Raw genomic sequence first — 24,908 nt, 5'->3', positions numbered from 1 at the left:
TTTCCCCTACGCCGCCAGTTGCGGGGTAAACAGCAAGCTTTGACTGATTGCGGCGCGGACCGTGTTTTCGCGAAATGGTTTCGAGATCAGAAAGGTCGGCTCGACCCGTCCGCCCGTCAGCAGTCGCTCGGGAAAGGCGGTAATGAAGATCGCCGGCACCGGCGCGATCGCCAATATGTCCTGCACTGCGTCAATCCCGGACGATCCGTCGGCCAGCTGGATATCGGCGAGCACCAGTCCCGCGTCGGTTGCCTCGAAAGCGGCAACCGCATCGGCGTGGGTGGTGGCGATCCCGGCGACCGTATGGCCGAGCGCGCGCACAATCTGTTCCAGCTCCATCGCAATCAGCGGCTCATCCTCGATGATCAGCACCGACGTGCGCGATTCGCGGTCGAGTTCGCCGACGGCTTCAGCGAGCAGCGCTTCCACCGTGTTATGGTCGGTGCCGGTGATGACTCCAGTCTCGGTGACCGAAAAGCCTTCCAGAGCGGTCAGCAGCAATATCTGACGTCCCAGCGGGGTGATTTGTGCGAGGCGCTGATTTGCGGCGCGCACCAACGGATCCTCATCGTCATCATCGCCTTCGCCATCGTCGATATACGCGCTTTCCCAGATGCGGTGGAAATGTCGATAAAGGTCGATGCGCGTGCCGTTGCCTTCGCTGAATTCATCGGGGGCGGCCACGATGACTTCCAGCGTCGTGTGGACGAAATTATCGCCATGCTGCTGGCTGCCCGTCAACGCGCGCGCGTAACGGCGCAGATACGGCAAATGTCCGCGAAGCTCTTCACCCAATGGCATTATATTCCTCCCGCTTTGACCCGTCATACGCGTCCCGATTGGCGACGGTTCCGCAAAGTTGAGTCAAAAATGCAAGACGAACCGCTGCAACTTGTCTTAGTGCGATGCGTAGAGTCAGCCGGGACGCCTTAAGCCCATCGGTAAGTTAGTGGAATTACGCTGCTTTCCAGGCCCGATGGGAAACAGACTTTTTTAGGAACCATATTCATGGCAGAGCGGCCCACAGGATCAGGAGGACGCGAGGGGCATCAGTTGGCGGACGGAGGTTATGCAAGTCCGGAGCAGGCCGAGCGCCTGCGCCTCGATACGCTTCGCGAATATCGGATCATGGATACCGGCCCGGAAGAAGCCTTCGACCGGGTTACCAAGATGGTGGCCGACCTGTATGATGCGCCGATTGCGCTGGTGTCGTTGGTCGACGATTGCCGCCAATGGTTCAAATCCTCCTACGGCCTCGACGTCCCAGAAACATCGCGCGACATCAGTTTTTGCCAATATGTGATCGCCGAGGATAAACCGGTGGTCATCGTCGATGTGCTCGGTGATGAGCGGTTTCGCGACAATCCGCTGGTCACCGGTGATCCATTCATTCGCTTCTACGCCGGGGTTCCGCTGCGCGCGTATAACGGGACGATTTTGGGGACGTTGTGTGTCATCGATCGCAAGGTGCGGCCGTTGCTTGTCGAGCGCGAGCTGGAGCGCCTCCAGGATTTTGCCGCGATCATCATGGCCGAAGCCGATCTGCGGCGCATCGTCGCCGAACGCGACGAGGCGCGGCAGACGCTGGAGCGCGCGCTCGATTTTTCGGGCATCGCGACATGGCGTTATGATGCCCGGACCGGATCGATCAATTGGGGCGGTGCCGCCGCCGATCTGTGGGGCGCTGACTTCAACACGGCGCTGGCGGATATCGACGGATTCTACGAGCGGCTGCTTCCCGACGACCGCGAAATGGTACGCGGTGTTCTGGGTGGATCGGTCGAGAGCGGCACCCATTATGCCACTGAATACCGTATCCAGCACCCCGAACGCGGGGTGCGCTGGATTGCGGTGCGCGCCGACTGGGACGTCAAATCGAACGATGCGATCCTGACCGGGATCAGCATCGACATCACCGAACAGAAAAGCCGCCAGGAAAATGCCAATCTGTTGATGCGCGAGCTGCACCACCGGATGCGCAATTTGTTCGCGACGGTCAGCGCAATCATCTCGCTCACCCGCCACGCTGCAACCGACGTCGACGATTATGTCGAGCGGATCACCGGTCGTCTCGATGCGCTCAATCGGGCGCAGAATGTCCTGCTCGGCGCCAATTTCATGACCGGGTCGATGCATGCGCTGCTGCGCGAGGTGGAGGCGGCGTTTCCGCGCATCCGCTGGGCGGGGCCAGACCTGCTGCTGCCCGAAAATGCGCTGGTTGCGATGGCGCTGGTGTTTAATGAACTGGCGACCAATGCGGTCAAGCATGGTGCGCTGTCGGGTGCGAGCGGCGATGTCGATATTCAATGGACGCAGGATCCCGAAGGTCAGGATTCGCGGATGTTCCGGCTGACCTGGACCGAAACCGGCAATCATGGCCCGATCGGCCCGCCCGAAAAGACCAGCTTTGGCACCTTGTTGATGGAACGCAGCGTCCGCAACAATCTGGGCGGGACGATCGAGCGCCGCTGGGAGCCGACCGGGTTGATCCTCGACATCACCTTGCCCGCGCGGTGGCGCGACGCCTGAGTGCGCCAGAGCGGTTTGTTCCTACTATGTTCCTGTGCTATGTATAGGAAATGTCCACAAAACCGATTCTCGAAAAGCTCAGCATATTGGCCGACGCTGCCAAATATGATGCGTCCTGCGCGTCGTCGGGGACGGTCAAACGCGATTCGACCGGCACCAAAGGGATTGGTTCGACCGAGGGGATGGGCATCTGTCACAGCTATGCGCCCGACGGACGCTGCATTTCGCTGCTCAAGATCCTGCTGACCAATTTCTGCATTTACGATTGCCGCTTTTGCATCAATCGCGCGTCGAGCAATGTGCCGCGCGCGCGCTTCAATCCGCAGGAAGTCGTGCGGCTGACGCTCGATTTCTACAAGCGCAATTATATCGAGGGGCTGTTCCTGTCGTCGGGGATCATCCGCTCCGAAGATTACACGATGGAGCAGCTGGTCGAGGTCGCGCGCATCCTGCGCGAGGAACATCGGTTCGGCGGTTATATCCACCTCAAGACCATCGCCGGTGCGGCCCCCGAACTGATCGCGCGCGCCGGGCTCTATGCCGACCGGCTGTCGACCAATGTCGAATTGCCGACCGAGGCGGGTTTGCAAAGCTTTGCGCCGGAGAAAAAGCCCGAGACGATCCGCAAGACGATGGCATCGGTGCGGGTCGGCGCTGACGATGCGATCGAAGCGGCCAAAGGGCGGCTCCTCAAAAAGGCGAAGCCGCCGCGCTTTGCGCCGGCGGGGCAATCGACGCAGATGATTGTCGGGGCGGATGCGTCGTGCGACGACGATATATTGAAGACCGCGACCAACCTGTATTCGGGGTATCAACTCCGCCGGGTTTATTATTCGGCGTACAGCCCGATCCCCGACGCCAGCAGCGATCTACCGCCGGTCCGTCCGCCGCTGATGCGCGAACACCGCCTTTATCAGGCCGACTGGTTGCTGCGTTTCTATGGTTTCGAGCGCGCCGAGATCATGGAGGGAGCGCAGGCGGGGATGCTCGACCTCGCGATCGATCCGAAGCTCGCGTGGGCGCTGATGCGGCGTGACATCTTTCCGGTCGACATCAATCGCGCGCCGCGCGAGATCCTGTTGCGGGTGCCGGGTCTGGGGACGCGCGCGGTCGACCGGATCGTGGCGGTGCGGCGCACCGGCAAGTTGCGGATCGGCGATCTGGCAAAGCTGACCGCGTCGGTAAAGAAAGTCCTGCCGTTCATCGTCACCCCTGACTGGCGCCCCGGCGCACTCACCGACAGCGCCGACCTTCGCGCCCGCTTTGCGCCGCCAGCGGAGCAGCTGGTGCTCACGCTGTGAGAGAGATTGTATTGCACCGGGCTGGCGACTTTGCCGAGTGGCGTCGCGCGGCGCGCGCTTTGCTGGCGAGCGGCGTCGCGCCCGAGGATATAAGTTGGCGCGGCGAGGACGAGGGAGCGTCGCTGTTCGGCGACGCGGCGGTTCCGGCGGCGGCGGGTGCGGTGTCGTTGCCGCGCGAATTGCTGGAAATGGCCGAACGGGTCATCTGTTATCGCGATGCCGCGGTCCCGGCGCGGCTGTATCGCATCGTCTGGCGCGCTGCCGATGATCGGCAGTTGCTGGCGCGGACGACCGATGCCGATATCGACTGGCTGCGCAAGGCCGACAAGGCGATCCGCCGTGACATCCACAAGATGCATGCGTTCGTGCGGTTCCGACGGTTGGGCGAGGATGAAACGGGCCGGGAAAGCTTTGCGGCGTGGTTCGAACCGACGCACCAGATCATGCGGCTGACCGCACCCTTTTTCCAGCGCCGCTTCTATGGGATGGATTGGGCGATCGTGACCCCCGACGCGCGCGCGATCTGGCAGGACGAGACGCTGACCTATGGCCCAGGCGGGACAAAAGACGAGGTTCCCGACAGCGATGTCGTCGAGGATCAGTGGCGCACCTATTATGGCGCGATCTTCAATCCGGCGCGGGTGAAGGTTGCGGCGATGCGGGCCGAGATGCCCAAGAAATATTGGAAAAACCTGCCTGAAGCGCAGGATATCGCGCCGCTGCTCGCCGGGGCTGGGGCGCGGGTGGAACGGATGCGTGAGACCGCCGTTTCGCTAGCGAACCCGCAAACCGGAAAGTGGCGAACCCGCGTGCCCGAAGAGCTGACCCTGACCGACGATATCGAAACGCTGGACGAACTTTCCCGCGCGGTCGGCGGCTGCACGCGTTGCCCGCTCTATTGCAACGCGACGCAGGCGGTAACGGGCGAAGGGTCGCGCGCGGCGCGGATCATGCTGGTCGGCGAGCAGCCGGGCGATCGCGAGGATCTGGAAGGGCGGCCCTTCGTCGGACCGGCGGGACAGGTTTTGAACGAGGCGCTGGAGGAAGCGGGGCTCGACCGGCGGTCGGTGTTCCTCACCAACGCGGTCAAACATTTCAAATTCGAGCCGCGCGGCAAACGTCGGCTCCACCAGAACCCGACAACGGGCGAGATCGACATCTGCCGCTGGTGGCTCGACAAGGAGCGCGCGCTGGTGCAGCCCTACCTGATCGTGACCCTGGGCGGCAGCGCGCTGCGTGGGGTGACGGGCAAAAGCGCAAGCATCAAGTCGATGCGCGGCGCGGTGCATGAATTGGCAGGCGGCACGAAGCTGATCGCGACGATCCATCCATCCTTCCTGCTCCGCCTGCCTGATCGCGAGCGCGCTGCCGAGGAACGCGCGGCGTTCATCGCCGACCTGACCCATGCGCGGCAGCTCGCCGCCTGATGGCGAAACCGAAATCCTGGATCGAACCGCATTCGCACGGGATCTATGTGAAGCCAGCCGATGTGTGGATCGACCCGTCGCGCCCCGTCGAGCGCGCGGCGGTCACCCACGGCCATGCCGACCACGCGCGCAGCGGCCATGGCGCGGTGTTCGCGACCCCCGAAACGCTGGCGATCATGGCGCTGCGTTACGGCGTCGATGTCGAGGCGAGCCATAATGCGGCGGTGCCCTATGGCGAGGGGTTCGAGCGCGGCGGGGTGCGTTTCAGTTTTCATCCGGCGGGGCATGTGCTGGGCAGCGCGCAGATTTTGCTGCAATATCAGGATGAACGGATTGTCGTCACCGGCGATTACAAGCGGCGCCCCGACCCGACCTGCGCGCCGTTCGAAGTCGTGCCGTGCGACATCTTCATCACCGAGGCGACGTTTGGATTGCCGGTGTTTCGCCATCCTCCCACGTCAGACGAGATCGCCAAGCTGATCGGCGCGGTGCGCGCGGAGCCCGATCGCTGCGTGCTCGTCGGCGCCTATGCGCTGGGCAAGGCGCAGCGGGTGATGGCGGAGCTGCGCGCCGCGGGATGGGACGCGCCGATCTATATCCACGGCGCGATGGAAAAAATGTGCGCGCTCTACGCGGCGCATGGCGTCGATCTCGGCGAACTGCGGCTGGTGAGCGAGACCGACAAGGCCGCGATGGCGGGACAGATTATCGTCGCGCCGCCGTCAGCGCTCAATGACCGCTGGTCGCGGCGATTGCCCGATCCGGTGACCGCGATGGCTTCCGGCTGGATGCGGGTGCGCCAGCGCGCGCGGCAGCGGATGGTCGAACTGCCGCTGGTGATTTCGGACCATGCCGACTGGGATGAGCTGACGACGACGATTTCGCAAGTGAACCCCAAGGAGACATGGATCACCCATGGCAGCGAAGATGGCCTGCTGCGCTGGTGCGAACTGCATCAACGCAAGGCGCGCGCGCTGCATCTGGTCGGCCGCGATCTGGAGGAGGAGGTGTGAAGGCTTTTGCCGCCTTGATCGACCGACTTATTTATACGCGCTCGCGCAACAGCAAGCTGGCGCTAATCGCCGATTATTTGACGCACACCCCGGATCCCGATCGCGGCTGGGCGATTGCGGCGCTGACCGAGAGCCTCGATTTTCCGGCGGTGAAGTCGGCGATGGTGCGGGCGCTTTTAGCGACGCGGGTCGATGAGGACTTGTTCCGGCTGTCGCGGCATTTTGTGGGCGACACGGCAGAGACGGCGGCGCTGCTGTGGCCGGACCAGGAAAAGCCCCTTCCCTTCAGTGGAGGGGTTGGGGTGGGGGTCGCAAGACAGCGCGATGCCGATGGCCCTACCCCCGACCCCTCCCCTGAAGGGGATGGGGGATTAAGCGTATCCGACGCCGTCGATGCCTTGTCCGCCGCCACCCGCGCCACCGCCCCCGCGATCCTCGCCGAGCTGCTCGGCCGGCTCGATGCCGACGGCCGCTATGCTTTGCTCAAGCTCGCGCTCGGCGGAATGCGCGTCGGGGTGTCGGCGCGGCTCGCAAAGCAGGCGTTTGCGCAGGCGTTTGATGTCCCCGTCGACGATGTCGAGGAGCTGTGGCACGCAATCCCGCCGCCTTATGCGCCGCTGTTCGCATGGGGCGAGGGCAGGGCCGAGCGCCCCGACCTGAAGGACGTCGCCTTCTTTCGCCCCTTCATGCTCGCGCATCCCCTCGAAGATGCGACCGTCGATCTGGCCGACTATGCTGCCGAGTGGAAGTGGGACGGCATCCGCGTTCAGATCGTCCATGGCGGCGGACAGACGCGCATCTACAGCCGCGGCGGCGAGGAGATCAGCAGCGCCTTTCCCGAATTGGTCGCGGCGTTCGATCAGGATGCGGTGATCGACGGTGAACTGCTCGTCCGCGGTGATGCGCAGGGCGGCGAAGCGGCGAGCTTCAACGCACTGCAACAACGGCTCGGGCGCAAGACCGTGTCGAAAAAGATGCTCGCCGAATCCCCCGCGTTCGTTCGCATTTACGATCTGCTCGCGGTCGACGGCGACGATCTGCGCCCGCTCCCTTGGGCCGAAAGACGTCGGCAATTGGAGGCGTTTGTACCGCGGCTCGCCACCAGCCATTTCGACCTGTCGCAAGTGATCGACGCGGCCGATTTCGACGACCTTGCGGCGCGCCGCGCCGGTGCGCGCGATGCGGCGATCGAGGGGGTGATGCTCAAGCGCCGCAACGCGCCTTATGTCGCGGGGCGCCGCGCGGGGCTATGGTATAAATGGAAGCGCGATCCGCTGACCGCCGATTGCGTGATGATGTACGCGCAGCGCGGCAATGGGCGCCGCGCGAGTTTCTATTCGGATTATACGTTCGGTTGTTGGTCGGAAGAGGGCGAATTATTGCCCGTCGGGAAAGCCTATTCGGGTTTCACCGACGAGGAATTGAAGGGGCTCGACAAGTTCGTCCGCGACAACACCCTCAACCGTTTCGGGCCGGTGCGCGAAGTCGAAAAGTCGCTCGTGCTCGAGGTTGCGTTCGATTCGATCCATGCGTCGAAGCGCCATAAGTCCGGCTTGGCGATGCGCTTCCCGCGCATATCGCGCATCCGCCGCGACAAACCGGCGGAAGAGGCGGATCGGATCGCGACGCTGCTGGCGATGGTGACGTGAGTATTAATGGGAAAAATTGCGGTCACAGGGTTGCAACCGGCGGGGTCGATCCCGAGTTACAAGCCCCGAACGTTCAATAAAAAACGATGGAGACTGCCATGACGATCGCTCTTCCCCCGCTCCCCTATAAGCAGGACGCGCTCGAGCCGCATATTTCGGCCGACACCCTCGCGACGCATCATGGCAAGCATCACAAGGCCTATGTCGACAAGGTCAATGCCGCCGTCGAAGGCACCGAACTGGCGGACAAGCCGCTCGAAGAAATCGTCCACCATGCCGAAGGCGCGGGGAACAAGGGATTGTTCAACAACGCCGCCCAGTCGTGGAACCACGCCTTCTATTGGAACAGCCTGAGCCCCGAAAAGACCGCACCCGAAGGCGATCTGCTCGAGGCAATCGAGCGCGATTTCGGGTCGCTCGATGATCTGAAAAAGAAGCTCAAGGAAACCGCCGTCAACCATTTCGCGTCGGGCTGGGCCTGGCTCGTCGCGCGCGACGGTGCGCTGTCGGTTACGGACACGCATGACGCAGGAACCGAGCTGGTCGCGGGTATCAAGCCGATCATCGTGATCGATGTGTGGGAACATGCCTATTATATCGACCGCAAGAATCTGCGTCCGGCCTATGTCGACGCGGTGGTCGACGAACTGCTGAACTGGGATTTCGCCGCGGAGAATTTCGCGCGCGAGACGACTTGGACCTATCCGGCCTGACCGTAAGGGAATTTGACCTGGCATCTATCGTCATGACCGCGCCGCCTCTATAGGCGCGGTCATGACGATCAGCCTGTTCGAACTTTTCAAAATCGGCGTCGGCCCTTCCAGCTCGCACACAGTCGGGCCAATGGTTGCGGCGCGCCGTTTTGCCGTCTGGCTGGACGACAGCGGCCTGCTGGGCCTAACCGCGCATGTTGAGGCGGATCTTTATGGCTCGCTGGCTTTGACCGGCAAGGGCCACGCCGCCGATACCGCGATCGTCGCGGGGCTTGCGGGTGAAATTCCCGCCTCGACCAGCCTCGCCGCGATCAAGGCGCATTGGGACCGGGCGGAAGGCGAGGGCTTCCTCTACCTGCTCGGACGCCAGCGCGTCCGGTTCCAGCCCGCGCGTGACCTGCATTTCCAGATGCGCCAGCGCCAGCCGTTTCACAGCAATGCCGTGAGCTTTAGCGCGCGCGACGCCGACGGGGAAATCCTCGCCAAGCGGATGTATTTTTCGATCGGCGGCGGCTTTGTCGTCGACGAGGATGAGGCTGGCCGCAACAGCCGCGGCGCCGAGGATGAGGTGAGCCTGCCCTTCGCTTTCACTTCGGGTGCCGACCTGCTGCGCATGGGCGCGGCGTCGGGCAAGAGCTTTGCCGAAATGATGCTCGAGAATGAGCTGGTGCATCGCCCGCTGGCCGAAGTCGAAGCGGGTCTCGACGCGATCGCTGGCGCAATGGATGCGTCGATCGAAGCGGGTTGCTGTAGCACGGGCATCCTGCCGGGCGGGCTCAAGGTCAAGCGCCGCGCGCCGCAGATCGCCGCCGACATTCGCAACCGCCACGAACAGAATCTCACCGACCCGCTCGCGATGATGGACTGGATCAACCTGTGGGCGATGGCGGTGAACGAAGAGAATGCTGCGGGCGGCAAGGTCGTCACCGCGCCGACCAACGGCGCGGCGGGAATCATCCCGGCGGTTATCCGTTTCTACCGGCGCGGCTATCGCGGCGATGATGCGGGGGTTCGGACCTTCCTGCTCGCCGCGGGCGCGGTCGGCGCGCTCTACAAACGCAACGCCAGCATCTCGGGTGCCGAGGTCGGCTGCCAGGGCGAGGTCGGGGTCGCCTGTTCGATGGCGGCGGCGGGGCTGACCGCGGCATTGGGCGGCACGAACGCGCAGGTCGAAAACGCCGCCGAGATCGGCATGGAGCACAACCTCGGCCTAACCTGCGACCCGATCGGCGGGCTGGTGCAGATCCCGTGCATCGAGCGCAACGCAATGGGGTCGATCAAGGCGATCGACGCCAGCCGCATCGCGATGATCGGCGACGGCACGCATGTCGTGAGCCTCGACACGGTGATCGCCACGATGCTGCAAACGGGCCGCGACATGCGCGATAAGTATAAGGAGACGTCGAAGGGCGGGCTGGCGGTTAGTGTGGTGGAATGTTGAGCGGCACGTTTCGTCCATCGTCATCCCGGACTTGATCCGGGAACCACGGCGGCGCTGAAGTGATGGACCCCGGATCAAGTCCGGCGTGACGGAGGGACGGTGAGCGCCTTGTATCTTGCATTGCTGCAGCGTTTGCCTGATTGGGAGCGCCGAGAAGGAGACCGCCCATGAAGACCCGCGCCGCCGTTGCGTTCGAAGCGAAGAAGCCGCTCGAAATCGTTGAGCTCGACCTCGAAGGTCCGAAGGCGGGCGAAGTGCTGGTCGAGATCATGGCGACGGGGATTTGCCACACCGACGCCTATACGCTCGACGGATTGGACAGCGAGGGCTTGTTCCCCAGCGTGCTCGGCCATGAAGGCGCGGGCATCGTGCGCGAAATCGGCGCGGGCGTCACATCGGTGAAACCCGGCGACCATGTGATCCCGCTCTACACCCCCGAATGCCGCCAGTGCAAAAGCTGCCTGAGCGGCAAGACCAACCTGTGCACCGCGATCCGCGCGACGCAGGGCAAGGGGTTGATGCCCGACGGGACGTCGCGCTTCAGCTACAAAGGGCAGACGATCTTTCATTATATGGGCTGCTCGACCTTTTCGAACTTCACCGTGCTGCCCGAGATTGCGGTCGCGAAAATCCGTCAGGACGCGCCGTTCCAGTCGAGCTGCTATATCGGCTGCGGCGTCACCACCGGGGTGGGCGCGGTGACCAACACCGCTAAGGTTCAGCCGGGCGACAATGTCATCGTCTTCGGGCTCGGCGGCATCGGATTGAACGTGCTGCAGGGCGCGCGGATGGCGGGCGCTGGGATGATCGTCGGGGTCGACATCAATCCCGACCGCGAAGAATGGGGCAAGAAATTCGGGATGACACATTTCGTCAATCCCAAAGACGTGGATGGCGACATCGTCGCGCATCTGGTCGCGCTGACCGACGGCGGCGCCGAATATACCTTTGACTGCACCGGCAACACGACCGTCATGCGCCAGGCCTTGGAAGCGTGCCACCGCGGCTGGGGTACCAGCATCATCATCGGGGTGGCCGAGGCGGGCAAGGAAATCAGCACCCGGCCGTTCCAGCTGGTCACTGGACGCAACTGGCGCGGCACCGCGTTCGGCGGCGCCAAGGGGCGCACCGACGTGCCGAAGATCGTCGATCTGTATATGGACGGGACGATCCAGATCGACCCGATGATCACCCATGTGCTGACGCTCGACGAGATCAACAAGGGGTTCGACCTGATGCACGCGGGCGAGAGTATTCGCAGCGTCGTCGTTTACTGACCGAAGGGAGCGCAGCGATGTTCAGCCATGTGACGATCGGGGCGAATGACATCGCCGCGACCAAGATATTTTACGACGCGGCGCTGGCCACGCTGGGGGTGGCCGAGGGGCAGATCGACGCCAAGGGCCGCCTGATCTATATGCACGCCGGCGGGCGATTGCTGATCACCAACCCGGTCAATGGCGAGGCTGCGGCATCGGGCAATGGACACACGCTGGGCCTGCTGGCCGCTTCTCCCGAGGTGGTCGATGCGTGGCACGCCGCCGGTCTTGCCGCGGGCGGCACGACGGCGGAGGATCCGCCGGGTATCCGTCAGGCAACCGAAGGCCGGGTGCTGTATCTGGCCTATCTGCGCGATCCGTCGGGCAACAAGCTGTGCGCGTTTCACAAGGTGTCGGGCTGACCCGGTGGCGGCCGACAATCCGCCCCATATCCTGACGCTGACCTGCGACGATAGCGTCGGCATCGTCGCGGCGGTCACGGGGCTGCTCGCGGAGTGCGACGGCTTCATTCTCGACAGCCAGCAATATGCCGATCTGGACAGCGGGCGGTTCTTCATGCGCGTTGCGTTCCGCGGCGCCGGGCCGCGCTTCCCGGCCGATCTGGCCGCGATGCAGGCGGCGTTCGCGCCGACCGCCGCACGCTTTGCAATGGACTGGCGGATTCGCGATAGCGCCGAAAAACCACGCTTCGTGATCGCGGTGTCGCAGGGCAGCCATTGCCTGAACGACCTGCTCCACCGTTGGTCGACGGGCAATCTGGCGATCGACGTGGTCGGCGTGGTGTCGAACCATGACCATCAGCGGCGCTTGGCCGAATGGCATGGCGTGCCGTTTCACCACCTGCCGGTGAGCGACGCCAATCGTGCCGAACAAGAGGCGGCGATCCTGCAAATCATGGCCGAGGCCGGCGCCGATTATCTGGTGCTGGCGCGCTATATGCAGGTGCTTTCGGCCGACCTGACCGATCAGTTGGCGGGCCGCTGCATCAATATCCACCACAGCTTTCTGCCGGGGTTCAAGGGCGCCAGGCCCTATCACCGCGCGCACGAGCGCGGGGTCAAGCTGATCGGCGCGACCGCGCATTTCGTCACCGGCGACCTCGACGAAGGGCCGATCATCGAACAGGCGGTCGAACGCGTCGATCACCGCGACAGCGTCGAGGATCTGATCCGCATTGGCCGCGATGTCGAGGCGCAGGTGCTGGCGAAAGCGGTGCGCTGGGTCGCGGAGCAGCGCGTATTGATCGACGGACGCAAGACCGTAGTATTTCGCTGACAGGACTGGCAGGGTTTCGGTATCGATTCGCAACGAAAAAAGGAGAGAGCGATGTACAGTCACAATATGGTCGGCACGAACGACGTGGCGAAAGCGAAGGCATTTTATGATGCGACATTCCAGGCGCTCGGCGGCAAGCCGGGGATCCAGGACGACAAGGGCCGCCTGATCTATATGCACAATGACGGGTTGTTCCTCGTCACCCCGCCGATCGACGGCGAACCCGCGACCGCGGGCAACGGCTGCACCATCGGTTTTGCGATGGCCGACGAGGCGCAGGCCAAGGCTTGGCACGACGCCGGCGTCGCCGCGGGCGGCACCAGCATCGAAGATCCGCCGGGCGTCCGCGAAGGCGGATTTGGCAAGCTGTACCTTGCCTATCTGCGCGATCCCGACGGCAACAAGCTGTGCGCGCTGAAGCGCCTGTAAACGGCCGATAAGATTATGCGCGGCGAGGCGGGATTGCGGGCGGACTTGTGTGCGCTGGCTATCCGCTTCGCCGAACATGAGCATGACGCAGTGTTCACCGTCGCCGAGAGCGATGCGGTGCATGCCGCCATGCCGGGGGCGCATACCAAAAATCTGTTCCTGAAGGACAGGGGCGGTGCCTTTTGGCTGATCACCGTGCCGTCCGATGCGCGTGTCAATCTGAAGGCGCTGCCGGCTGCGATCGGGTGCAAACCTGTCAGTTTTGGCAAGGCGGAGGATATGGCACGCCTGCTCGGCATCACGCCGGGATCGGTGACCCCACTCGCCGCGATCAATGCCGTGCCGGAGAGCCTCACCGTGGTCCTCGACGCCGCGCTGGCTGACGCCGATCCGGTCAACGTCCACCCGCTCCGCAACACCGCGACGCTGGGGCTGGCGGGCGCCGCGATCCTCGACCTGCTGCGCCATTGGGGTCATGCGCCGGTCGTGGCCGCTATTCCGGTACAGGATAACAGCGTAGGCTAAGCGTCAGAATCCTTGGTCGATGTATCGCAAAGAGCGAATATCCGCTGGGCCAGATCAAAGGCATCGGTGCAGCGATATGGGACAAAGCGATCCCTTGTTTCCGCCGCCTTGCTCGGTCGGATCACCCATTTTGTTCCGCCGTCACGGGCCACCGTTGGCAGGTCGATCATCGGCAGGAACCACATTGCGACAAACTGGGTCATCTCTTCGTTCAATAAACCGGCCACCAGATGAGCGCGGCGCGCGTCGTTGAATGTCGCCTTCCGGACTTCAAAATGAACGCCGTTCCCGCGATCCTGCGTCCCTGGCTTGAACAGTGATCTTGTCCGGCATTTCAACTGGACTGCGACCGCATGACCTGTTGCCTTGTCGAAAAATAGCACATCGATCCCGTCGTCATCCGCGACGGGTTGAAACGGCGAGAGACGTCCGTCGCTTGCTTTCATGATGGCGTTGATCAGCAGATTCTCGCCAATGGTTCCTATTTGCGTGGACGAGATTGGCATTAGCCCGCCATCGCCATCCACATCGCACCGATCAGCGCGAAGGACCGCGTGTCGCCGGTCAGCCCGCTGTTCATCTTGTTCATCACGTAACTGTAGGTGGCGCGGGCATCCATATCGATGATGATCACCGATCCGCCATAGCCGCCCCAGAAGATCGTGTTCGGATTGGGCAATGGTACCAGTTCGTTGGGTAGGCCAAAGCCCATGCCGAAGCGCACCGGGATGCCCAATATCAGGTCGATGCCCGCGCTCTGTAGTTCCAGCGCCTTGCGGCAGCCCGCTTCGGACAGGATGCGCTTGCCCTTCGCGACGCCGCCATTGGCGAGCAGCGCATGGATTTCGGCGACGCTGCGCGCGTTGCCGGTGCCGCCCGCCGCCGGTATTTCAGCGCCGCGCCACGCCCGCGTCCGGGTTGCTGACACGTCGATCCCGGGATTGGCAAAGGTCTTGCGCTGGATGTCGCTGGTAAAGTCGCGGGGCGTTTCGGGCGGTGGAATCAGGTCGGCGACGCGGTGGTCTTCGGACGCGGGCAAGCCGATGTGGAAATCGGCGCCGAGCGGTTCGGCGATTTCTTCGCGAAAGACGGTGCCGATCGATTTGCCGGTGATCCGGCGGACGACCTCGCCGACCAGATAGCCCTGGGTCAGCGCATGATAGCCCGGGGCGCTGCCGGGTTGCCACCACGGCGATTGCGCCGCGAGGAGCGACGTCGCCTTTTCCCAGTCATAGAAATCCTCGGTGGCCATCGGCGCTTCCCAGCCCGACAGACCGGCGCTGTGGCTCATCAACTGCGCGACGGTGACCGCCTCTTTGCCGTTCGCGGCGAATTCGGGCCAGTAGCGCGCGACCGGCGCGGCGAAATCGAGTTCGCCGCGGTCGGCAAGGAGCAGCGCGGTGAGTGCGGTCATCGTCTTGGTCGTCGAATAGACGTTGACGATCGTGTCGGCCTGCCACGGCCGCGTCTTCGCTTCGTCGGCATGGCCACCCCACAGGTCGACCACCGTTTCGCCCTCGATCGTCGCGCAAAAGGAGAGGCCAACGTCGGTTCCGGCGGCAAGGCTGGCCGCCATGCCGAGGCGAACGGCGGCGAAGCGGTCCTGGCAGGTTCCATGGATGGCGTTGTCGAACATGTGGCGCGTCTCCCCTTTGGATTTTCTGTCAGCATGGCCTAGGCTGGCGAAAAGACAAGCAGGACGAACCATGACCCTAGAAACCGTCTCCACCGTTCGCAGCCATGGTGGCACGCAAGGCGTGTACAAACATTCGAGCACGACCACCGGCACCGACATGACCTTTGCTGCGTTTATCCCCGATCATGAACCCGGCGCGAAGCTACCGGTGCTGTGGTATCTGTCGGGGCTGACCTGCACCCACGCAAATGTGATGGAAAAGGGCGAATATCGTGCCGCGTGCGCCGAGCATGGGGTGATCTTCGTAGCGCCGGACACCAGCCCGCGCGGTGAGGAGGTTCCCGATGATCCCGACGGGGCGTGGGATTTCGGGCTGGGCGCAGGCTTTTATGTCGATGCGACCGAGGAGCCTTGGGCGAAAAACTACCGGATGCGGTCTTATGTCGAGGACGAGCTGCCGTCGCTGATCCTGCGCGAATTTGCCGCCGCCGACATGACGCGGCAAGGGATTACCGGCCATTCGATGGGCGGGCATGGCGCGCTGACGGTGGCGTTGCGGACGCCCGACCGCTTCAAGTCGGTATCGGCCTTCTCGCCGATCGTCGCGCCGCTGCAATGCCCGTGGGGCGAGAAAGCACTCGGCAATTACCTCGGCGAGGATCGCGCAGCGTGGACGGTTTATGACGCCTGCGCGTTGATCGCGAACGGCGCGCGGGTGGCCGACCTGCTCATCGACCAGGGCGACGCGGATAATTTCCTGACCGAGCAATTGAAGACGAACCTGCTGGTCGAGACGTGCGAGCTGGCGGGGCAAAAGGCCGAAATCCGGATGCAGCCGGGGTATGACCACAGCTATTATTTCATCTCGACCTTTTTGGCCGAACATGTGGCTTGGCATGCGGAAAGGTTGAGGGCGTGATCCGCCACTTATTTCCGTTCGTGTCGAGCGAAGTCGAGACACCTTTAAGTCGTGCTCTGACGATGGACATCTCGACTTCGCTCGATGCGAACGGAAGTTTAGCGGTGTTCCGGGATCAATAGGCTGGATCCGGTCGTCCGCCCCGCCTGTAAATCGGCATGCGCTCTCGCCGCATCCTGCAACCCATAACGCTGGCCAACCGTGATTTTCACTGCCCCCGATGCAATCATTTCGAACACCCGCGCCGCGCCCGCAGCGCGTTCGCCAGGGTGGAGATAATAGTCGAATAGCGTCGGCCGGGTGACAAACTGCGAGCCATGCTGCGCCAGCACGCCCAGGTTAACCCCGGTCACCGGCCCGCCGGCATTGCCATAGCTGACGATCAGTCCGCGCCGCGCAGTGGCTTTGAGGGAAACTTCCCATGTCGCCATGCCGATACCGTCGAAGGTCGCGGGTACGCCCTGACCGTCGGTGATTTCGCGGACATGCGCGGCGACGTCGTCCGTCTTATACATCAGCACATGGTCGGCGCCGGCGTCGCGCGCCGCCTGCGCCTTGGCGTCGGTGCTGACGGTACCGATGACGGTCGCGCCGATCGCCTTCAGCCATTGGGTCAGGATGAGGCCGACCCCGCCCGCGGCGGCGTGGACAAGGACCGGCCAGCCTGCTTCGACCTTTGCACAGCGTTCGACGAGCATTTCGACCGTGCACGTTTTCAAAAGCGCGGCGGCCGCGGTTTCGCCGTCGATGGTGGCGGGGAGTTTGAACAGCGACGCGGCGCTGACCAGCCGGGCGCTGGCGTAAGCGCTGCGTTCGGGGCCGAAGGTCGCGGCGCGGTCGCCCGGCTGGAAGCCGGTGACGCCTTCGCCGACCGCGATGACTTCACCCGCGGATTCCAGGCCGAGCCCGCTGGGCAGCGGGATCGGATAGGTGCCGTCGCGATGATAGATATCGATGTAGTTGAGCCCGACTGCCGTCTGGCGGAGCAGGACTTGGCCGGGACCGGGTTCGCCCAGCGTCACCTCGCGCCAGTCGATGACCTCGGGTCCACCCTGGCTTTCGATAAAGGCTTGGGTTTCTTTCACGCGCCTGTCTCCTGCTGTCCGGTCCATCTGGGGAAGCGGAAGCAACGGTGCAAGAGTGGTGCGGTAAAAGCCCCTCCCCTTCAGGGGAGGGGTTGGGGTGGGGGCCATCGGCCTTGCACAAGGCCGATGGCCCCCACCCGCTGCGACTAAGCCAGCAAGCTGGCAAGTCTCGCTGCCCTCCCCTGAAGGAGAGGGCATGTAATTTTATTTGCTCGGCCGGCGCGGGCTGCGCTGGCCGAAGGGCTTGGGCTTGTAGCGATCGGTCGGCTTGCCGCCCGGGCCACCGGGACCGCGGGGACGATCGCCAAAGCTGCGGTCGCCGCCGGGCGCGCGGCCCAGCGTGGCGCGCGGGGCGGGGCTGCGTGGACCTGCCGAATGACCGCCTTTATCGCGGCGCGGCGGATAGGTCGGGCCGTCGGGTGCGGGGGTGATTGCGACGCCGCTTTCGTCTTCGCCATCTTCATTGGCGCTGCGGATCACCGCCTCGGCAAAGCGATCGGCAATGGCGCGCGGGATGTTGAACATCGTTTCCTTGGGACCGATGCGGATCGCGCCGATCTCGTTCTTGCTGACATGGCCGCGGCGGCACAGCAGCGGCAGGATCCAGCGCGGGTCGGCGTTCTGGTGGCGGCCGATGTTCAGGCGGAACCAGACGCTGTCCTCGAACCCTTCGCGCTGGTCGCCACCGGCGCCGCGTTCGGGGCGTTCGAAACGCTCGCCGCGCTCGGGACGGCCGGCGGTGTCGCGGCCACGGGCGCTATTGTCGATGAGGTCTTCGGGGGGCGGCATCAGCGCACGGTGCATCTGAACGAGCGAGGCGGCGATATCCTCGGGGGTGCGCTCGGCCATCAGGCGCTGCGCGAGTTCGATATCTTCGGCTTCATGCTCGACGGTAGTGAGCAGCTTTTCCATCAACCGTTCCTGATCGCGCTTGCGAACGTCGGCGGCGGTCGGGGCGTCCATCCATTCGGCCTCGATCCGGGCGCCGCGCAGCATGCCGTCGACGCGGCGGCGGCGCGGATAGGGGACGATGATGACCGCGGTGCCCTTTTTGCCCGCGCGGCCGGTGCGGCCCGAACGATGCTGCAATGCTTCGGCATCGCGCGGAATTTCGACGTGGATCACGAGGCTGAGCGTCGGCAGATCGATACCGCGCGCGGCGACGTCGGTGGCGACGCAAACCTTGGCGCGGCGGTCGCGCAGCGCTTGCAGCGCCGCGTTGCGCTCATTCTGGCTATGCTCGCCCGATAGAGCGACCGCGGCGAAACCGCGCTCGACCAGACTGGCGTGCAGACGGCGAACATTGTCGCGGGTGGCGCAGAACAGCATCGCGGTTTCGGCGTCGTGAAGCCGGAGCAGGTTGACCACCGCGCCCTCGATGTCGGCGGGGGCGACGGTCACGGCCTGATAGGCGATGTCGCCATGACCGCGGTCTTGGCCGACGGTCGAAATGCGCAGCGCGTTCGTCTGGTAGCGCTTGGCGAGCTGAACGATCGGGTTGGGGATCGTGGCCGAGAAGAGCAGGGTTCGGCGCGTTGCGGGGGTGCCGTCGAGGATTTCCTCCAGGTCGTCGCGAAAGCCCATGTCGAGCATTTCATCGGCCTCGTCGAGCACAGCGACGCGGAGTGCCGAGAGGTCGAGCGCGCCGCGTTCGAGGTGATCGCGCAGGCGTCCGGGGGTTCCGACGACGATCTGCACGCCCTGGCTGAGCGCACGGCGTTCCTTGCTGGCGTCCATGCCGCCGACGCACGTGGCGATGCGCGCCCCGGCCTTGGCGTAAAGCCAGCTGAGTTCGCGGCTGACCTGCAGCGCGAGTTCGCGCGTCGGGGCGATGATCAGCGCGAGCGGCGAGGTCGCGAAGGGCAGGCGGCCATCCTCGATCAGCTCGTCGCCCATCGCGAGACCGAAAGCGACGGTCTTGCCCGACCCGGTCTGGGCAGAGACAAGCAGGTCGCGGCCCTTGGCCTGGTCTTCGCTAACCTGCGTTTGAACGGGGGTGAGCGCTTCATAGCCGCGCGCGGCAAGGGCGTCCGAAAGGACGGGAACAAGATTTTCGAAATTCATTTTTATCTCAATAGAATAGGCGGTCACCGGTGCGGTGACGGGCCGATAGAAGGGGCTCAATGGGCTTAAATCACCTGTCCGGCAGCGTGTCCGCTTGCCCAGGCCCATTGAAAATTATAGCCGCCTAACCACCCTGTGACATCTACGGCCTCGCCGACCGCATAGAGGTTCGCGACGGTTTTGGCCACCATTGTTTGCGAAGACAGGCTGGCGGTCGAAATTCCGCCCACTGTGACCTCGGCTTTGGCGAAGCCTTCGGTGCCATTGGGGCGAAAATCCCAGCGCGCGAGACGCGATTCGGCATCGGCGAGTTTGCGGTCGGTTTGCGCCGCGAGTTCGCCGGCCAGCGCAAGGCGTTCGGCGAGGGTTTCGGCGAGGCGATCGGGGAGCAGCGCGCCGAGCGCGGCCCGCACCGTGGCGCGCGGGCGGGTGCGTTTGGCTTCGCGCAACCAGTCATCCGGTGCGTCGGGCAGGAAATCGATCGTGACGGGATCGCCGTGGCGCCAATAGCTGCTGGCTTGCAGGATCGCTGGGCCGGAAAGGCCGCGATGGGTGAAGAGCGCCGCCTCGCGGAACGCCGCCTTGCCCGCGCGCGCCTCAACCGGCGCGGCGATTCCCGACAATTCGCGGAACAGCACATCGCCGCCGCCGAGCGTCAGCGGAACAAGCGCGGGGCGGGGCTCGACGACCTTCAATCCGAACTGGCGTGCGAGGTCGTAAGCGAAGCCCGTTGCACCCATCTGCGGGATCGACGGCCCGCCCGTGGCGATGACGAGGCTGGCGGCGCTGAAACGCTGGTCGCCGAACCGGACTGTGAACTTGCCGTCGGCATGGGTGACGTCGTCCACCGGCTGACCGGTGCGAACGTCGACGTTGCCCTTCGCGCATTCCTCCAGCAGCATTGCGACGATCTGTTTCGCCGATCCGTCGCAGAACAGCTGGCCCAGCGTCTTTTCATGATGCGCAATGCCATAGCGATCGACGAGCGCAATGAAATCGGCGGGTGTGTAGCGCGCCAGCGCAGATTTCGCGAAATGCGGGTTCGCCGAGATAAAGCGGTCGGGCGCCGTGTTCACATTGGTGAAGTTGCAGCGCCCGCCGCCCGAGATCAGGATCTTTTTCCCCACCTGGTCGGCGTGGTCGAGCAACAGCACCCGGCGGCCGCGTTGCCCGGCGACCGCGGCGCACATCAGCCCGGCCGCGCCGGCGCCCAGCACGATGGCATCAAATTCGGTTGTAGGCATGATGGCTCAGTGCAGCTTGGCGATCGGCAGGCTGTCGGCCTTGGCGCGCGCCTTCACCGATTCCTCGCTGCGGGTCAGTGCTTTGGCGATCGACTTCAGCGGCATGCCCTTTTTGGCCAGCGTGTGCAGCTTGTCGATCTCGGCCGGAGTCCACGGCTGTTTGTGACGTTCGAACTTGTCTTTCATGCCATGACCTCCGGGTCGACTTCGACCGTCAGGATGGTGATCGCATCCTCGCGGCCCTGATATTCGACGCGCTCCCCGGCTTCGGCGCCCATCAAGGCGCGGGCGATGGGGGCTGAAAAGGCGATATGACCGTGGTCGGGATCGGCTTCGTCGCCGCCGACGATGGTGATCGTTTTTTCGGCTTTGCTTAGCCGATAGGTCACCCTGCTGCCGATCCCGACGCTGCCGTCGGTGGGCGGCGCCTGGACCTCTGCGGTCGATTGGCGGGTGTGAAAATAGCGCAGGCGGCGCTGCAACTTCTTGCGCGCCTCCTCTTCAGTCGTCCCCGCAATCTCCGCCTCGATCCGCGTGACGGCTTCGCCGAGCCGCCGCAGCCCGCGCACGGTTACCCAGTTCGGGCCAACCGCGATAGGCAGCTCATATTCTGGTTCCTTGTGCTCGTCGTCGCCTTCACGGCGGAACGCTACGCTCATGGTCACGCTTTCTGGTCGAAATTGCAAAGGATGCCCCTGCCCGCCGAAGGTGGCGACAAAATGGCGCGGCCAATCGAGGAGCGGCGTAACCTTCGGGCGGTTCCCTGCGAAACTCCTGTCGATGCCATCCTTCGCATCCCTGTTTCAAACGGAGTATCCATTATGTCCAATACGCTGAAACTTTCGCTCGCCGCCTCGGCCGTGCTCGCCATGGCTGCCGGTGCGATGACCATGCCGGCCGCCGCCGCCGATGGCGCCAAGGAAAAATGCTATGGCGTGTCGCTGAAGGGCAAGAATGATTGCGCCGCCGGTCCGGGGACCAGCTGCGCCGGCACCTCGACCGTCAATTATCAGGGCAATGCCTGGAAGAATGTTGCCAAGGGCAGCTGCGTCAAGATGGGCGGCACGCTGGCCGCGCATGAAGGCAATGCCAAGCCGGTCGCTAAAAAGGGCTGAGCGAAGATTAGGAATTCCGTGCCCCCCCGCCCGTTCCACGTCTTGCCGCAGCGCGCCGGTTTCGGGCTGAAGCCCGAACATTATGCCGACGTGCTGGCGGCGGCGGAGCGGGCATCCCTGCCCGCCTGGGCCGAAGTACATCCCCAAAACTACTTCGGCGCAGGCGGGCCTCCGCATCGCTGGCTGACCGCGATTGCGGATCATCTGCCGCTGAGTTTCCATTCGGTCGGCCTGTCGATCGGATCGGCAGCGGGGGTCGATGTGACCGAGCTCGACGCGCTGGCGCTGCTTTGCGACCGCTATGATCCGGCGATGGTCTCCGATCATCTGAGCTGGAGCAACGGACCCAACGACAAATTTCCCGACCTGTTGCCGATCGCCTACAGTCATGCGGCGCTTGACCATTTTGTGCACGAAGTCGGGCGCGTTCAGGACCGGCTGCGGCGCGCGATGCTGATCGAGAATCCGTCGCGCTACCTCGCTTATGCCGGTGACGATTGGGACGAGGTCGATTTTCTCCACGAACTTTGCCGCCGCGCGGGTTGCGGGCTGTTGCTCGACATCAACAATGTCGAGGTGTCGGCATTCAACCTCGGGCGCGATCCGGCGCGCTGGCTCGATGCGTTCGATCCGGCGCTGGTTGGCGAGGTGCATGTCGCGGGGCATAGCCGCAAGGACGATGATGTCGGCGAGACGATCGCGATCGATGATCATGGGTCGGCGGTCGGGCAAAGCTGCTGGGATCTGCTCGCGACCTTTCTGCGCCGCTCCGGGCCGAAGCCGGTGTTGGTAGAATGGGACAGCGATATTCCCGATTATGCGGTGCTGATGGCCGAAGTGGCCAAGGCCGACGCGATGCTGACGAGCGAACTGGCCGATGCTTGAGGACCAGGCCGCAATTGCCGCGACGCTGCTTCGCGGTCCCGGCCAATTGCCTCCCGGTGTTTTTGCGGGCGATCCGGCGGCGGTGCTGCGCGGACTGCGCGTCCATGCCAACACAATCTCGCACGCACGCCTGGTGGCGCTGGAGGCGACGTTTCCGCGCACCCGCGAGCATATGGGTGCGGGGGAATTCAACCGGGTTTCGCGGGCCTTCATCGACGTCGGCGGTGCGCAGGGCCGGTCGTCGGCGCTCATCGGCGCGGGTTTTCCGGACTGGCTTGCCGATCCGCTTGTCGCCGACCTGGCGCGGGTCGAATGGGCCTGGCTCGAAAGCTATCACGCCGCCGACGCTCCGGCGCTGGCGCTCGCCGATTTGACCGGGCTGGACGAAGCGGCGTTGCTTGCTCTTGTCGTACGGCGCCATCCGGCGATGCGCGTCGTGACGCTGACGCGCGCCGCCGCGCCGCTCCTCGATCGAGTTTTTGCACATGACGTCCGCGCGCTGCTCGTGACGCGGCCCGATGCCGAGGTGCGGCTGTTCGCGATCGACGCAGCAGACGCCGCGGTGCTCGACATGGCGCGCGAATTTTTGCCGCTTGGTAACCTCATCGGTCATCTCGCCGAACATCATCCGGGCGGCGGTGCTGCCATTGCGGCGCTGATCGGCGCCGGGGCGTTCGAGAGGGTTTGAGGGATGAACAGGATTATCGCATTTTACGATCGCGGTGTTGCCATCGCGTCGGGGCGGGTTCCCGAAGCCATCGCGCTGTTCCTTCTCCGCCTAGCGCTCGCCGGGGTGTTCTGGCGGTCGGGGCAGACCAAAATTGTCGAGGGCAGCTTCCTGCAGATCGACCCGGGGCAGTATGATTTATTTGCGTCGGAATTTTCGGGCCTGCCGCTCGATCCTGCGATCGCGGTGCCGCTGACCGCCTATGCCGAGCATCTGTTCCCGGCATTGCTGCTGCTGGGCTTGGCGACGCGGCTATCGGCCGGGGCGTTGCTGGTGATGACGCTGGTGATCCAGTTCTTTGTCTTTCCCGACGCCTGGTGGCCCGTCCATTCCTTGTGGATCGCGATGGCGGCGATCCTGATCGTGCGCGGCGGCGGGCTGTTCTCGATCGACACAATCATTGCTAAGCTCCGGCGCAAATGAGCATCGACGAACCCTCGCTGGCCCGTTTGATGGCGGCATCGCAGCGGGGTGACCGCGTCGCCTATCGCGCGCTGCTGGGCGATTCGGGCAAATGGCTGGCGCGTTATTTCGCACGCCGCATCGCACCGCACCAGATCGATGATCTGGTCCAGGAAACGTTGATTTCGGTGCACCGCAAGCTCTCGACCTGGGACAATAGCCGACCGTTCCTGCCGTGGTTGGCGGCAATCGCGCGCTATCGCTGGATCGACATGTTGCGCCGCCAGCGCGACGAAGTTGAACTTGGTGAAGGCGACGCGGCGGTCGAGGCTGAGGACGAGCTCGTCCACGCGCGCCTCAGTCTCGACCGTTTGCTGATCTTGCTGCCTGCCGGACAAGCGCAGGCGATCACGCTGGTGAAGATCGAGGGAGCGTCGATTGCCGAGGCATCGCAGATCTGCGGCCAGAGCGAGTCGCTGGTAAAAGTGAATATTCATCGCGGGCTGAAAAAGCTCGCGCAATTGATTGAAAGCGAATGACATGACCGACCTATCGATCGACCATCTGATCGACGACCTGGCGAGCGAGCTCGAGCCCGTTCGTCCCCGCCGCGTGGCGCGCGGGTCGCTGTGGGTGGTGGGCGGCTGGACCGTCGGCGCAACGCTGCTGCTGTGGCTATCGGGAATGCGCCACGACTTGGCTGCGGGTGCGATGATGCCGCCACTGCCGCTTTTGGCTTTCTGGCTGATCGTTGCGCTGGGCGTGGCGACGGCTTGGAGCGCGCTGCGCATGGGACTGCCTGGGGTCGGCCGCGATTACAGCGGCTGGCGCTGGGCCGGACTCGCTGCGCTCGCCTTGCCCTTTTCTGCGCTGGTGATGGGCTTTGGCGATCACCATGCCGCGATGGAGGCGGCGCGGCCCGAAAACGGGCTGCGCTGCATGATCGAAGGCGTCCTTGCGGGTCTGGGCGTCGGCGCGGCGCTGTTCGCGTGGTTGAAGCGCGGGGCGCCGACGTCGCCGACACGCGCTGGCTGGGTGATCGGCATCGCGGCGGGCGCCGCCGGCGCGACGATCGTCGCGCTGCACTGTGCGTCGAATGACATGATGCATATTGCCCTGTGGCACGGCCTCGCGGTCGCATTGTCGGGGGTCGCCGGCCGACTGCTGCTGGCACCGCTGCTGCGCTGGTAGGATCGCTGGACAGTCAGCCCTCTGTGTGTTACGCATATAACACACAGAGGAGATTTGC

27 protein-coding genes are annotated in these 24,908 nt (G+C 64.2%); 19 read left to right on the top strand and 8 right to left on the bottom strand.

Going from position 1 to position 24,908, the window contains the following annotated elements:
* Nucleotides 1-6: 6 nt before the first annotated feature.
* Nucleotides 7-801, bottom strand: coding sequence for a response regulator (locus ACQY6T_RS03515; protein WP_428628456.1), 795 nt, complete (start codon nt 799-801; stop codon nt 7-9).
* Between the two features lie 207 nt (nt 802-1,008).
* Here ACQY6T_RS03515 and ACQY6T_RS03510 point away from each other — a divergent pair, with 207 nt between their 5' ends.
* The 12 genes from ACQY6T_RS03510 (at nt 1,009) to ACQY6T_RS03455 (ending at nt 13,582) form a co-directional block, all read left to right on the top strand.
* On the top strand, nt 1,009-2,529 hold the full coding sequence (locus tag ACQY6T_RS03510; protein ID WP_428628454.1) for a sensor histidine kinase: 1,521 nt from the start codon (nt 1,009-1,011) through the stop codon (nt 2,527-2,529).
* Between the two features lie 50 nt (nt 2,530-2,579).
* A complete protein-coding gene (locus ACQY6T_RS03505; RefSeq protein ID WP_428628452.1) occupies nt 2,580-3,830 on the top strand; it encodes a putative DNA modification/repair radical SAM protein in 1,251 nt (416 codons plus the stop codon).
* Nucleotides 3,827-5,257, top strand: a complete 1,431-nt coding sequence (locus ACQY6T_RS03500) for a UdgX family uracil-DNA binding protein (protein WP_428628449.1) — start codon at nt 3,827-3,829, stop codon at nt 5,255-5,257. Before ACQY6T_RS03505 ends, ACQY6T_RS03500 begins: the two co-directional genes overlap by 4 nt.
* Nucleotides 5,257-6,270 (top strand): ligase-associated DNA damage response exonuclease, encoded by a 1,014-nt coding sequence (locus ACQY6T_RS03495; protein WP_428628446.1) that lies wholly within the window; start codon nt 5,257-5,259, stop codon nt 6,268-6,270. The genes ACQY6T_RS03500 and ACQY6T_RS03495 overlap by 1 nt, the downstream gene beginning before the upstream one ends.
* Nucleotides 6,267-7,919: a cisplatin damage response ATP-dependent DNA ligase gene (locus tag ACQY6T_RS03490; protein ID WP_428628444.1), complete on the top strand. Its 1,653-nt coding sequence runs from the start codon at nt 6,267-6,269 to the stop codon at nt 7,917-7,919. Before ACQY6T_RS03495 ends, ACQY6T_RS03490 begins: the two co-directional genes overlap by 4 nt.
* Before the next feature lie 98 nt (nt 7,920-8,017).
* On the top strand, nt 8,018-8,632 hold the full coding sequence (locus tag ACQY6T_RS03485) for a superoxide dismutase (RefSeq protein WP_428628443.1): 615 nt from the start codon (nt 8,018-8,020) through the stop codon (nt 8,630-8,632).
* Between the two features lie 61 nt (nt 8,633-8,693).
* Complete coding sequence (locus tag ACQY6T_RS03480; protein WP_428628441.1) at nt 8,694-10,073, top strand: L-serine ammonia-lyase; 1,380 nt, start codon at nt 8,694-8,696, stop codon at nt 10,071-10,073.
* Between the two features lie 167 nt (nt 10,074-10,240).
* A complete protein-coding gene (locus tag ACQY6T_RS03475; protein WP_428628440.1) occupies nt 10,241-11,350 on the top strand; it encodes an S-(hydroxymethyl)glutathione dehydrogenase/class III alcohol dehydrogenase in 1,110 nt (369 codons plus the stop codon).
* A 17-nt stretch (nt 11,351-11,367) separates the two neighbouring features.
* Nucleotides 11,368-11,754 (top strand): VOC family protein, encoded by a 387-nt coding sequence (locus ACQY6T_RS03470; RefSeq protein WP_428628438.1) that lies wholly within the window; start codon nt 11,368-11,370, stop codon nt 11,752-11,754.
* A 28-nt stretch (nt 11,755-11,782) separates the two neighbouring features.
* Nucleotides 11,783-12,628, top strand: coding sequence for a formyltetrahydrofolate deformylase (purU, locus tag ACQY6T_RS03465; protein ID WP_428628832.1), 846 nt, complete (start codon nt 11,783-11,785; stop codon nt 12,626-12,628).
* A 51-nt stretch (nt 12,629-12,679) separates the two neighbouring features.
* Nucleotides 12,680-13,057: a VOC family protein gene (locus ACQY6T_RS03460; protein WP_428628436.1), complete on the top strand. Its 378-nt coding sequence runs from the start codon at nt 12,680-12,682 to the stop codon at nt 13,055-13,057.
* A gap of 45 nt (nt 13,058-13,102) precedes the next feature.
* Entirely contained in the window at nt 13,103-13,582 is a 480-nt protein-coding gene (locus tag ACQY6T_RS03455; protein ID WP_428628435.1) for a prolyl-tRNA synthetase associated domain-containing protein, read from the top strand.
* On the opposite strand, the gene ACQY6T_RS03450 is transcribed toward ACQY6T_RS03455, so the two are convergent.
* On the bottom strand, nt 13,579-14,088 hold the full coding sequence (locus ACQY6T_RS03450) for a hypothetical protein (RefSeq protein WP_428628433.1): 510 nt from the start codon (nt 14,086-14,088) through the stop codon (nt 13,579-13,581). The two genes, ACQY6T_RS03455 and ACQY6T_RS03450, sit on opposite strands and share 4 nt — an antisense overlap.
* On the bottom strand, nt 14,088-15,218 hold the full coding sequence (locus ACQY6T_RS03445; protein ID WP_428628430.1) for a serine hydrolase domain-containing protein: 1,131 nt from the start codon (nt 15,216-15,218) through the stop codon (nt 14,088-14,090). The genes ACQY6T_RS03450 and ACQY6T_RS03445 overlap by 1 nt, the downstream gene beginning before the upstream one ends.
* Nucleotides 15,219-15,288: 70 nt before the next feature.
* On the opposite strand from ACQY6T_RS03445, the gene fghA reads away from it, so the two are divergent.
* Nucleotides 15,289-16,137 carry an S-formylglutathione hydrolase gene (fghA, locus tag ACQY6T_RS03440; protein ID WP_428628428.1) on the top strand — a complete coding sequence of 283 codons (849 nt, stop codon included), beginning with the start codon at nt 15,289-15,291 and terminating at the stop codon, nt 16,135-16,137.
* A 98-nt stretch (nt 16,138-16,235) separates the two neighbouring features.
* Here fghA and ACQY6T_RS03435 read toward each other — a convergent pair whose 3' ends face one another.
* The 5 genes from ACQY6T_RS03435 to ACQY6T_RS03415 all read right to left on the bottom strand — a co-directional run bounded on the left by ACQY6T_RS03435 (nt 16,236) and on the right by ACQY6T_RS03415 (nt 21,189).
* Nucleotides 16,236-17,222 carry a quinone oxidoreductase family protein gene (locus tag ACQY6T_RS03435; protein WP_428628427.1) on the bottom strand — a complete coding sequence of 329 codons (987 nt, stop codon included), beginning with the start codon at nt 17,220-17,222 and terminating at the stop codon, nt 16,236-16,238.
* A gap of 204 nt (nt 17,223-17,426) precedes the next feature.
* Complete coding sequence (locus tag ACQY6T_RS03430; RefSeq protein ID WP_428628424.1) at nt 17,427-19,286, bottom strand: DEAD/DEAH box helicase; 1,860 nt, start codon at nt 19,284-19,286, stop codon at nt 17,427-17,429.
* 65 nt (nt 19,287-19,351) lie between these two features.
* On the bottom strand, nt 19,352-20,530 hold the full coding sequence (locus ACQY6T_RS03425) for an NAD(P)/FAD-dependent oxidoreductase (RefSeq protein WP_428628422.1): 1,179 nt from the start codon (nt 20,528-20,530) through the stop codon (nt 19,352-19,354).
* Nucleotides 20,531-20,536: 6 nt separating this feature from the next.
* Nucleotides 20,537-20,716 (bottom strand): hypothetical protein, encoded by a 180-nt coding sequence (locus ACQY6T_RS03420; protein WP_056368868.1) that lies wholly within the window; start codon nt 20,714-20,716, stop codon nt 20,537-20,539.
* On the bottom strand, nt 20,713-21,189 hold the full coding sequence (locus tag ACQY6T_RS03415) for a GreA/GreB family elongation factor (protein WP_428628420.1): 477 nt from the start codon (nt 21,187-21,189) through the stop codon (nt 20,713-20,715). The genes ACQY6T_RS03420 and ACQY6T_RS03415 overlap by 4 nt, the downstream gene beginning before the upstream one ends.
* A 162-nt stretch (nt 21,190-21,351) precedes the next feature.
* Between ACQY6T_RS03415 and ACQY6T_RS03410 the strand changes: the two genes are divergently transcribed.
* From ACQY6T_RS03410 to ACQY6T_RS03385, 6 genes are read left to right on the top strand one after another with little or no spacing between them, the layout of a single operon-like run.
* Entirely contained in the window at nt 21,352-21,645 is a 294-nt protein-coding gene (locus ACQY6T_RS03410) for a DUF2282 domain-containing protein (RefSeq protein WP_428628418.1), read from the top strand.
* Between the two features lie 18 nt (nt 21,646-21,663).
* Nucleotides 21,664-22,530: a DUF692 domain-containing protein gene (locus ACQY6T_RS03405; RefSeq protein WP_428628417.1), complete on the top strand. Its 867-nt coding sequence runs from the start codon at nt 21,664-21,666 to the stop codon at nt 22,528-22,530.
* The gene (locus tag ACQY6T_RS03400) at nt 22,523-23,218 is read left to right on the top strand and encodes a putative DNA-binding domain-containing protein (RefSeq protein ID WP_428628414.1); all 696 of its coding nucleotides are present in this window, start codon (nt 22,523-22,525) and stop codon (nt 23,216-23,218) included. Before ACQY6T_RS03405 ends, ACQY6T_RS03400 begins: the two co-directional genes overlap by 8 nt.
* A gap of 3 nt (nt 23,219-23,221) precedes the next feature.
* The gene (locus tag ACQY6T_RS03395; RefSeq protein WP_428628412.1) at nt 23,222-23,680 is read left to right on the top strand and encodes a DoxX family membrane protein; all 459 of its coding nucleotides are present in this window, start codon (nt 23,222-23,224) and stop codon (nt 23,678-23,680) included.
* Nucleotides 23,677-24,198 carry a sigma-70 family RNA polymerase sigma factor gene (locus ACQY6T_RS03390; protein WP_428628409.1) on the top strand — a complete coding sequence of 174 codons (522 nt, stop codon included), beginning with the start codon at nt 23,677-23,679 and terminating at the stop codon, nt 24,196-24,198. Before ACQY6T_RS03395 ends, ACQY6T_RS03390 begins: the two co-directional genes overlap by 4 nt.
* A gap of 1 nt (nt 24,199) precedes the next feature.
* The gene (locus ACQY6T_RS03385) at nt 24,200-24,850 is read left to right on the top strand and encodes an NrsF family protein (protein ID WP_428628407.1); all 651 of its coding nucleotides are present in this window, start codon (nt 24,200-24,202) and stop codon (nt 24,848-24,850) included.
* Nucleotides 24,851-24,908 lie beyond the last annotated feature (58 nt).

This window comes from Sphingopyxis sp. (assembly GCF_965279725.1).
In the GTDB taxonomy this organism is placed as follows: Bacteria; Pseudomonadota; Alphaproteobacteria; order Sphingomonadales; family Sphingomonadaceae; genus Sphingopyxis.
This window is presented reverse-complemented; position numbering and strand designations above follow the sequence as displayed.

Coding starts and splice junctions, on each gene's coding strand:
- ACQY6T_RS03515 (WP_428628456.1), bottom strand. CDS start 801: ATGCCATTGGGTGAAGAGCTTCGCGGACATTTGCCGTATCTGCGCCGT.
- ACQY6T_RS03510 (WP_428628454.1), top strand. CDS start 1,009: ATGGCAGAGCGGCCCACAGGATCAGGAGGACGCGAGGGGCATCAGTTG.
- ACQY6T_RS03505 (WP_428628452.1), top strand. CDS start 2,580: ATGTCCACAAAACCGATTCTCGAAAAGCTCAGCATATTGGCCGACGCT.
- ACQY6T_RS03495 (WP_428628446.1), top strand. CDS start 5,257: ATGGCGAAACCGAAATCCTGGATCGAACCGCATTCGCACGGGATCTAT.
- ACQY6T_RS03485 (WP_428628443.1), top strand. CDS start 8,018: ATGACGATCGCTCTTCCCCCGCTCCCCTATAAGCAGGACGCGCTCGAG.
- ACQY6T_RS03480 (WP_428628441.1), top strand. CDS start 8,694: ATGACGATCAGCCTGTTCGAACTTTTCAAAATCGGCGTCGGCCCTTCC.
- ACQY6T_RS03475 (WP_428628440.1), top strand. CDS start 10,241: ATGAAGACCCGCGCCGCCGTTGCGTTCGAAGCGAAGAAGCCGCTCGAA.
- ACQY6T_RS03470 (WP_428628438.1), top strand. CDS start 11,368: ATGTTCAGCCATGTGACGATCGGGGCGAATGACATCGCCGCGACCAAG.
- ACQY6T_RS03460 (WP_428628436.1), top strand. CDS start 12,680: ATGTACAGTCACAATATGGTCGGCACGAACGACGTGGCGAAAGCGAAG.
- ACQY6T_RS03450 (WP_428628433.1), bottom strand. CDS start 14,088: ATGCCAATCTCGTCCACGCAAATAGGAACCATTGGCGAGAATCTGCTG.
- ACQY6T_RS03445 (WP_428628430.1), bottom strand. CDS start 15,218: ATGTTCGACAACGCCATCCATGGAACCTGCCAGGACCGCTTCGCCGCC.
- fghA (WP_428628428.1), top strand. CDS start 15,289: ATGACCCTAGAAACCGTCTCCACCGTTCGCAGCCATGGTGGCACGCAA.
- ACQY6T_RS03430 (WP_428628424.1), bottom strand. CDS start 19,286: ATGAATTTCGAAAATCTTGTTCCCGTCCTTTCGGACGCCCTTGCCGCG.
- ACQY6T_RS03425 (WP_428628422.1), bottom strand. CDS start 20,530: ATGCCTACAACCGAATTTGATGCCATCGTGCTGGGCGCCGGCGCGGCC.
- ACQY6T_RS03420 (WP_056368868.1), bottom strand. CDS start 20,716: ATGAAAGACAAGTTCGAACGTCACAAACAGCCGTGGACTCCGGCCGAG.
- ACQY6T_RS03415 (WP_428628420.1), bottom strand. CDS start 21,189: ATGAGCGTAGCGTTCCGCCGTGAAGGCGACGACGAGCACAAGGAACCA.
- ACQY6T_RS03410 (WP_428628418.1), top strand. CDS start 21,352: ATGTCCAATACGCTGAAACTTTCGCTCGCCGCCTCGGCCGTGCTCGCC.
- ACQY6T_RS03400 (WP_428628414.1), top strand. CDS start 22,523: ATGCTTGAGGACCAGGCCGCAATTGCCGCGACGCTGCTTCGCGGTCCC.
- ACQY6T_RS03395 (WP_428628412.1), top strand. CDS start 23,222: ATGAACAGGATTATCGCATTTTACGATCGCGGTGTTGCCATCGCGTCG.
- ACQY6T_RS03390 (WP_428628409.1), top strand. CDS start 23,677: ATGAGCATCGACGAACCCTCGCTGGCCCGTTTGATGGCGGCATCGCAG.
- ACQY6T_RS03385 (WP_428628407.1), top strand. CDS start 24,200: ATGACCGACCTATCGATCGACCATCTGATCGACGACCTGGCGAGCGAG.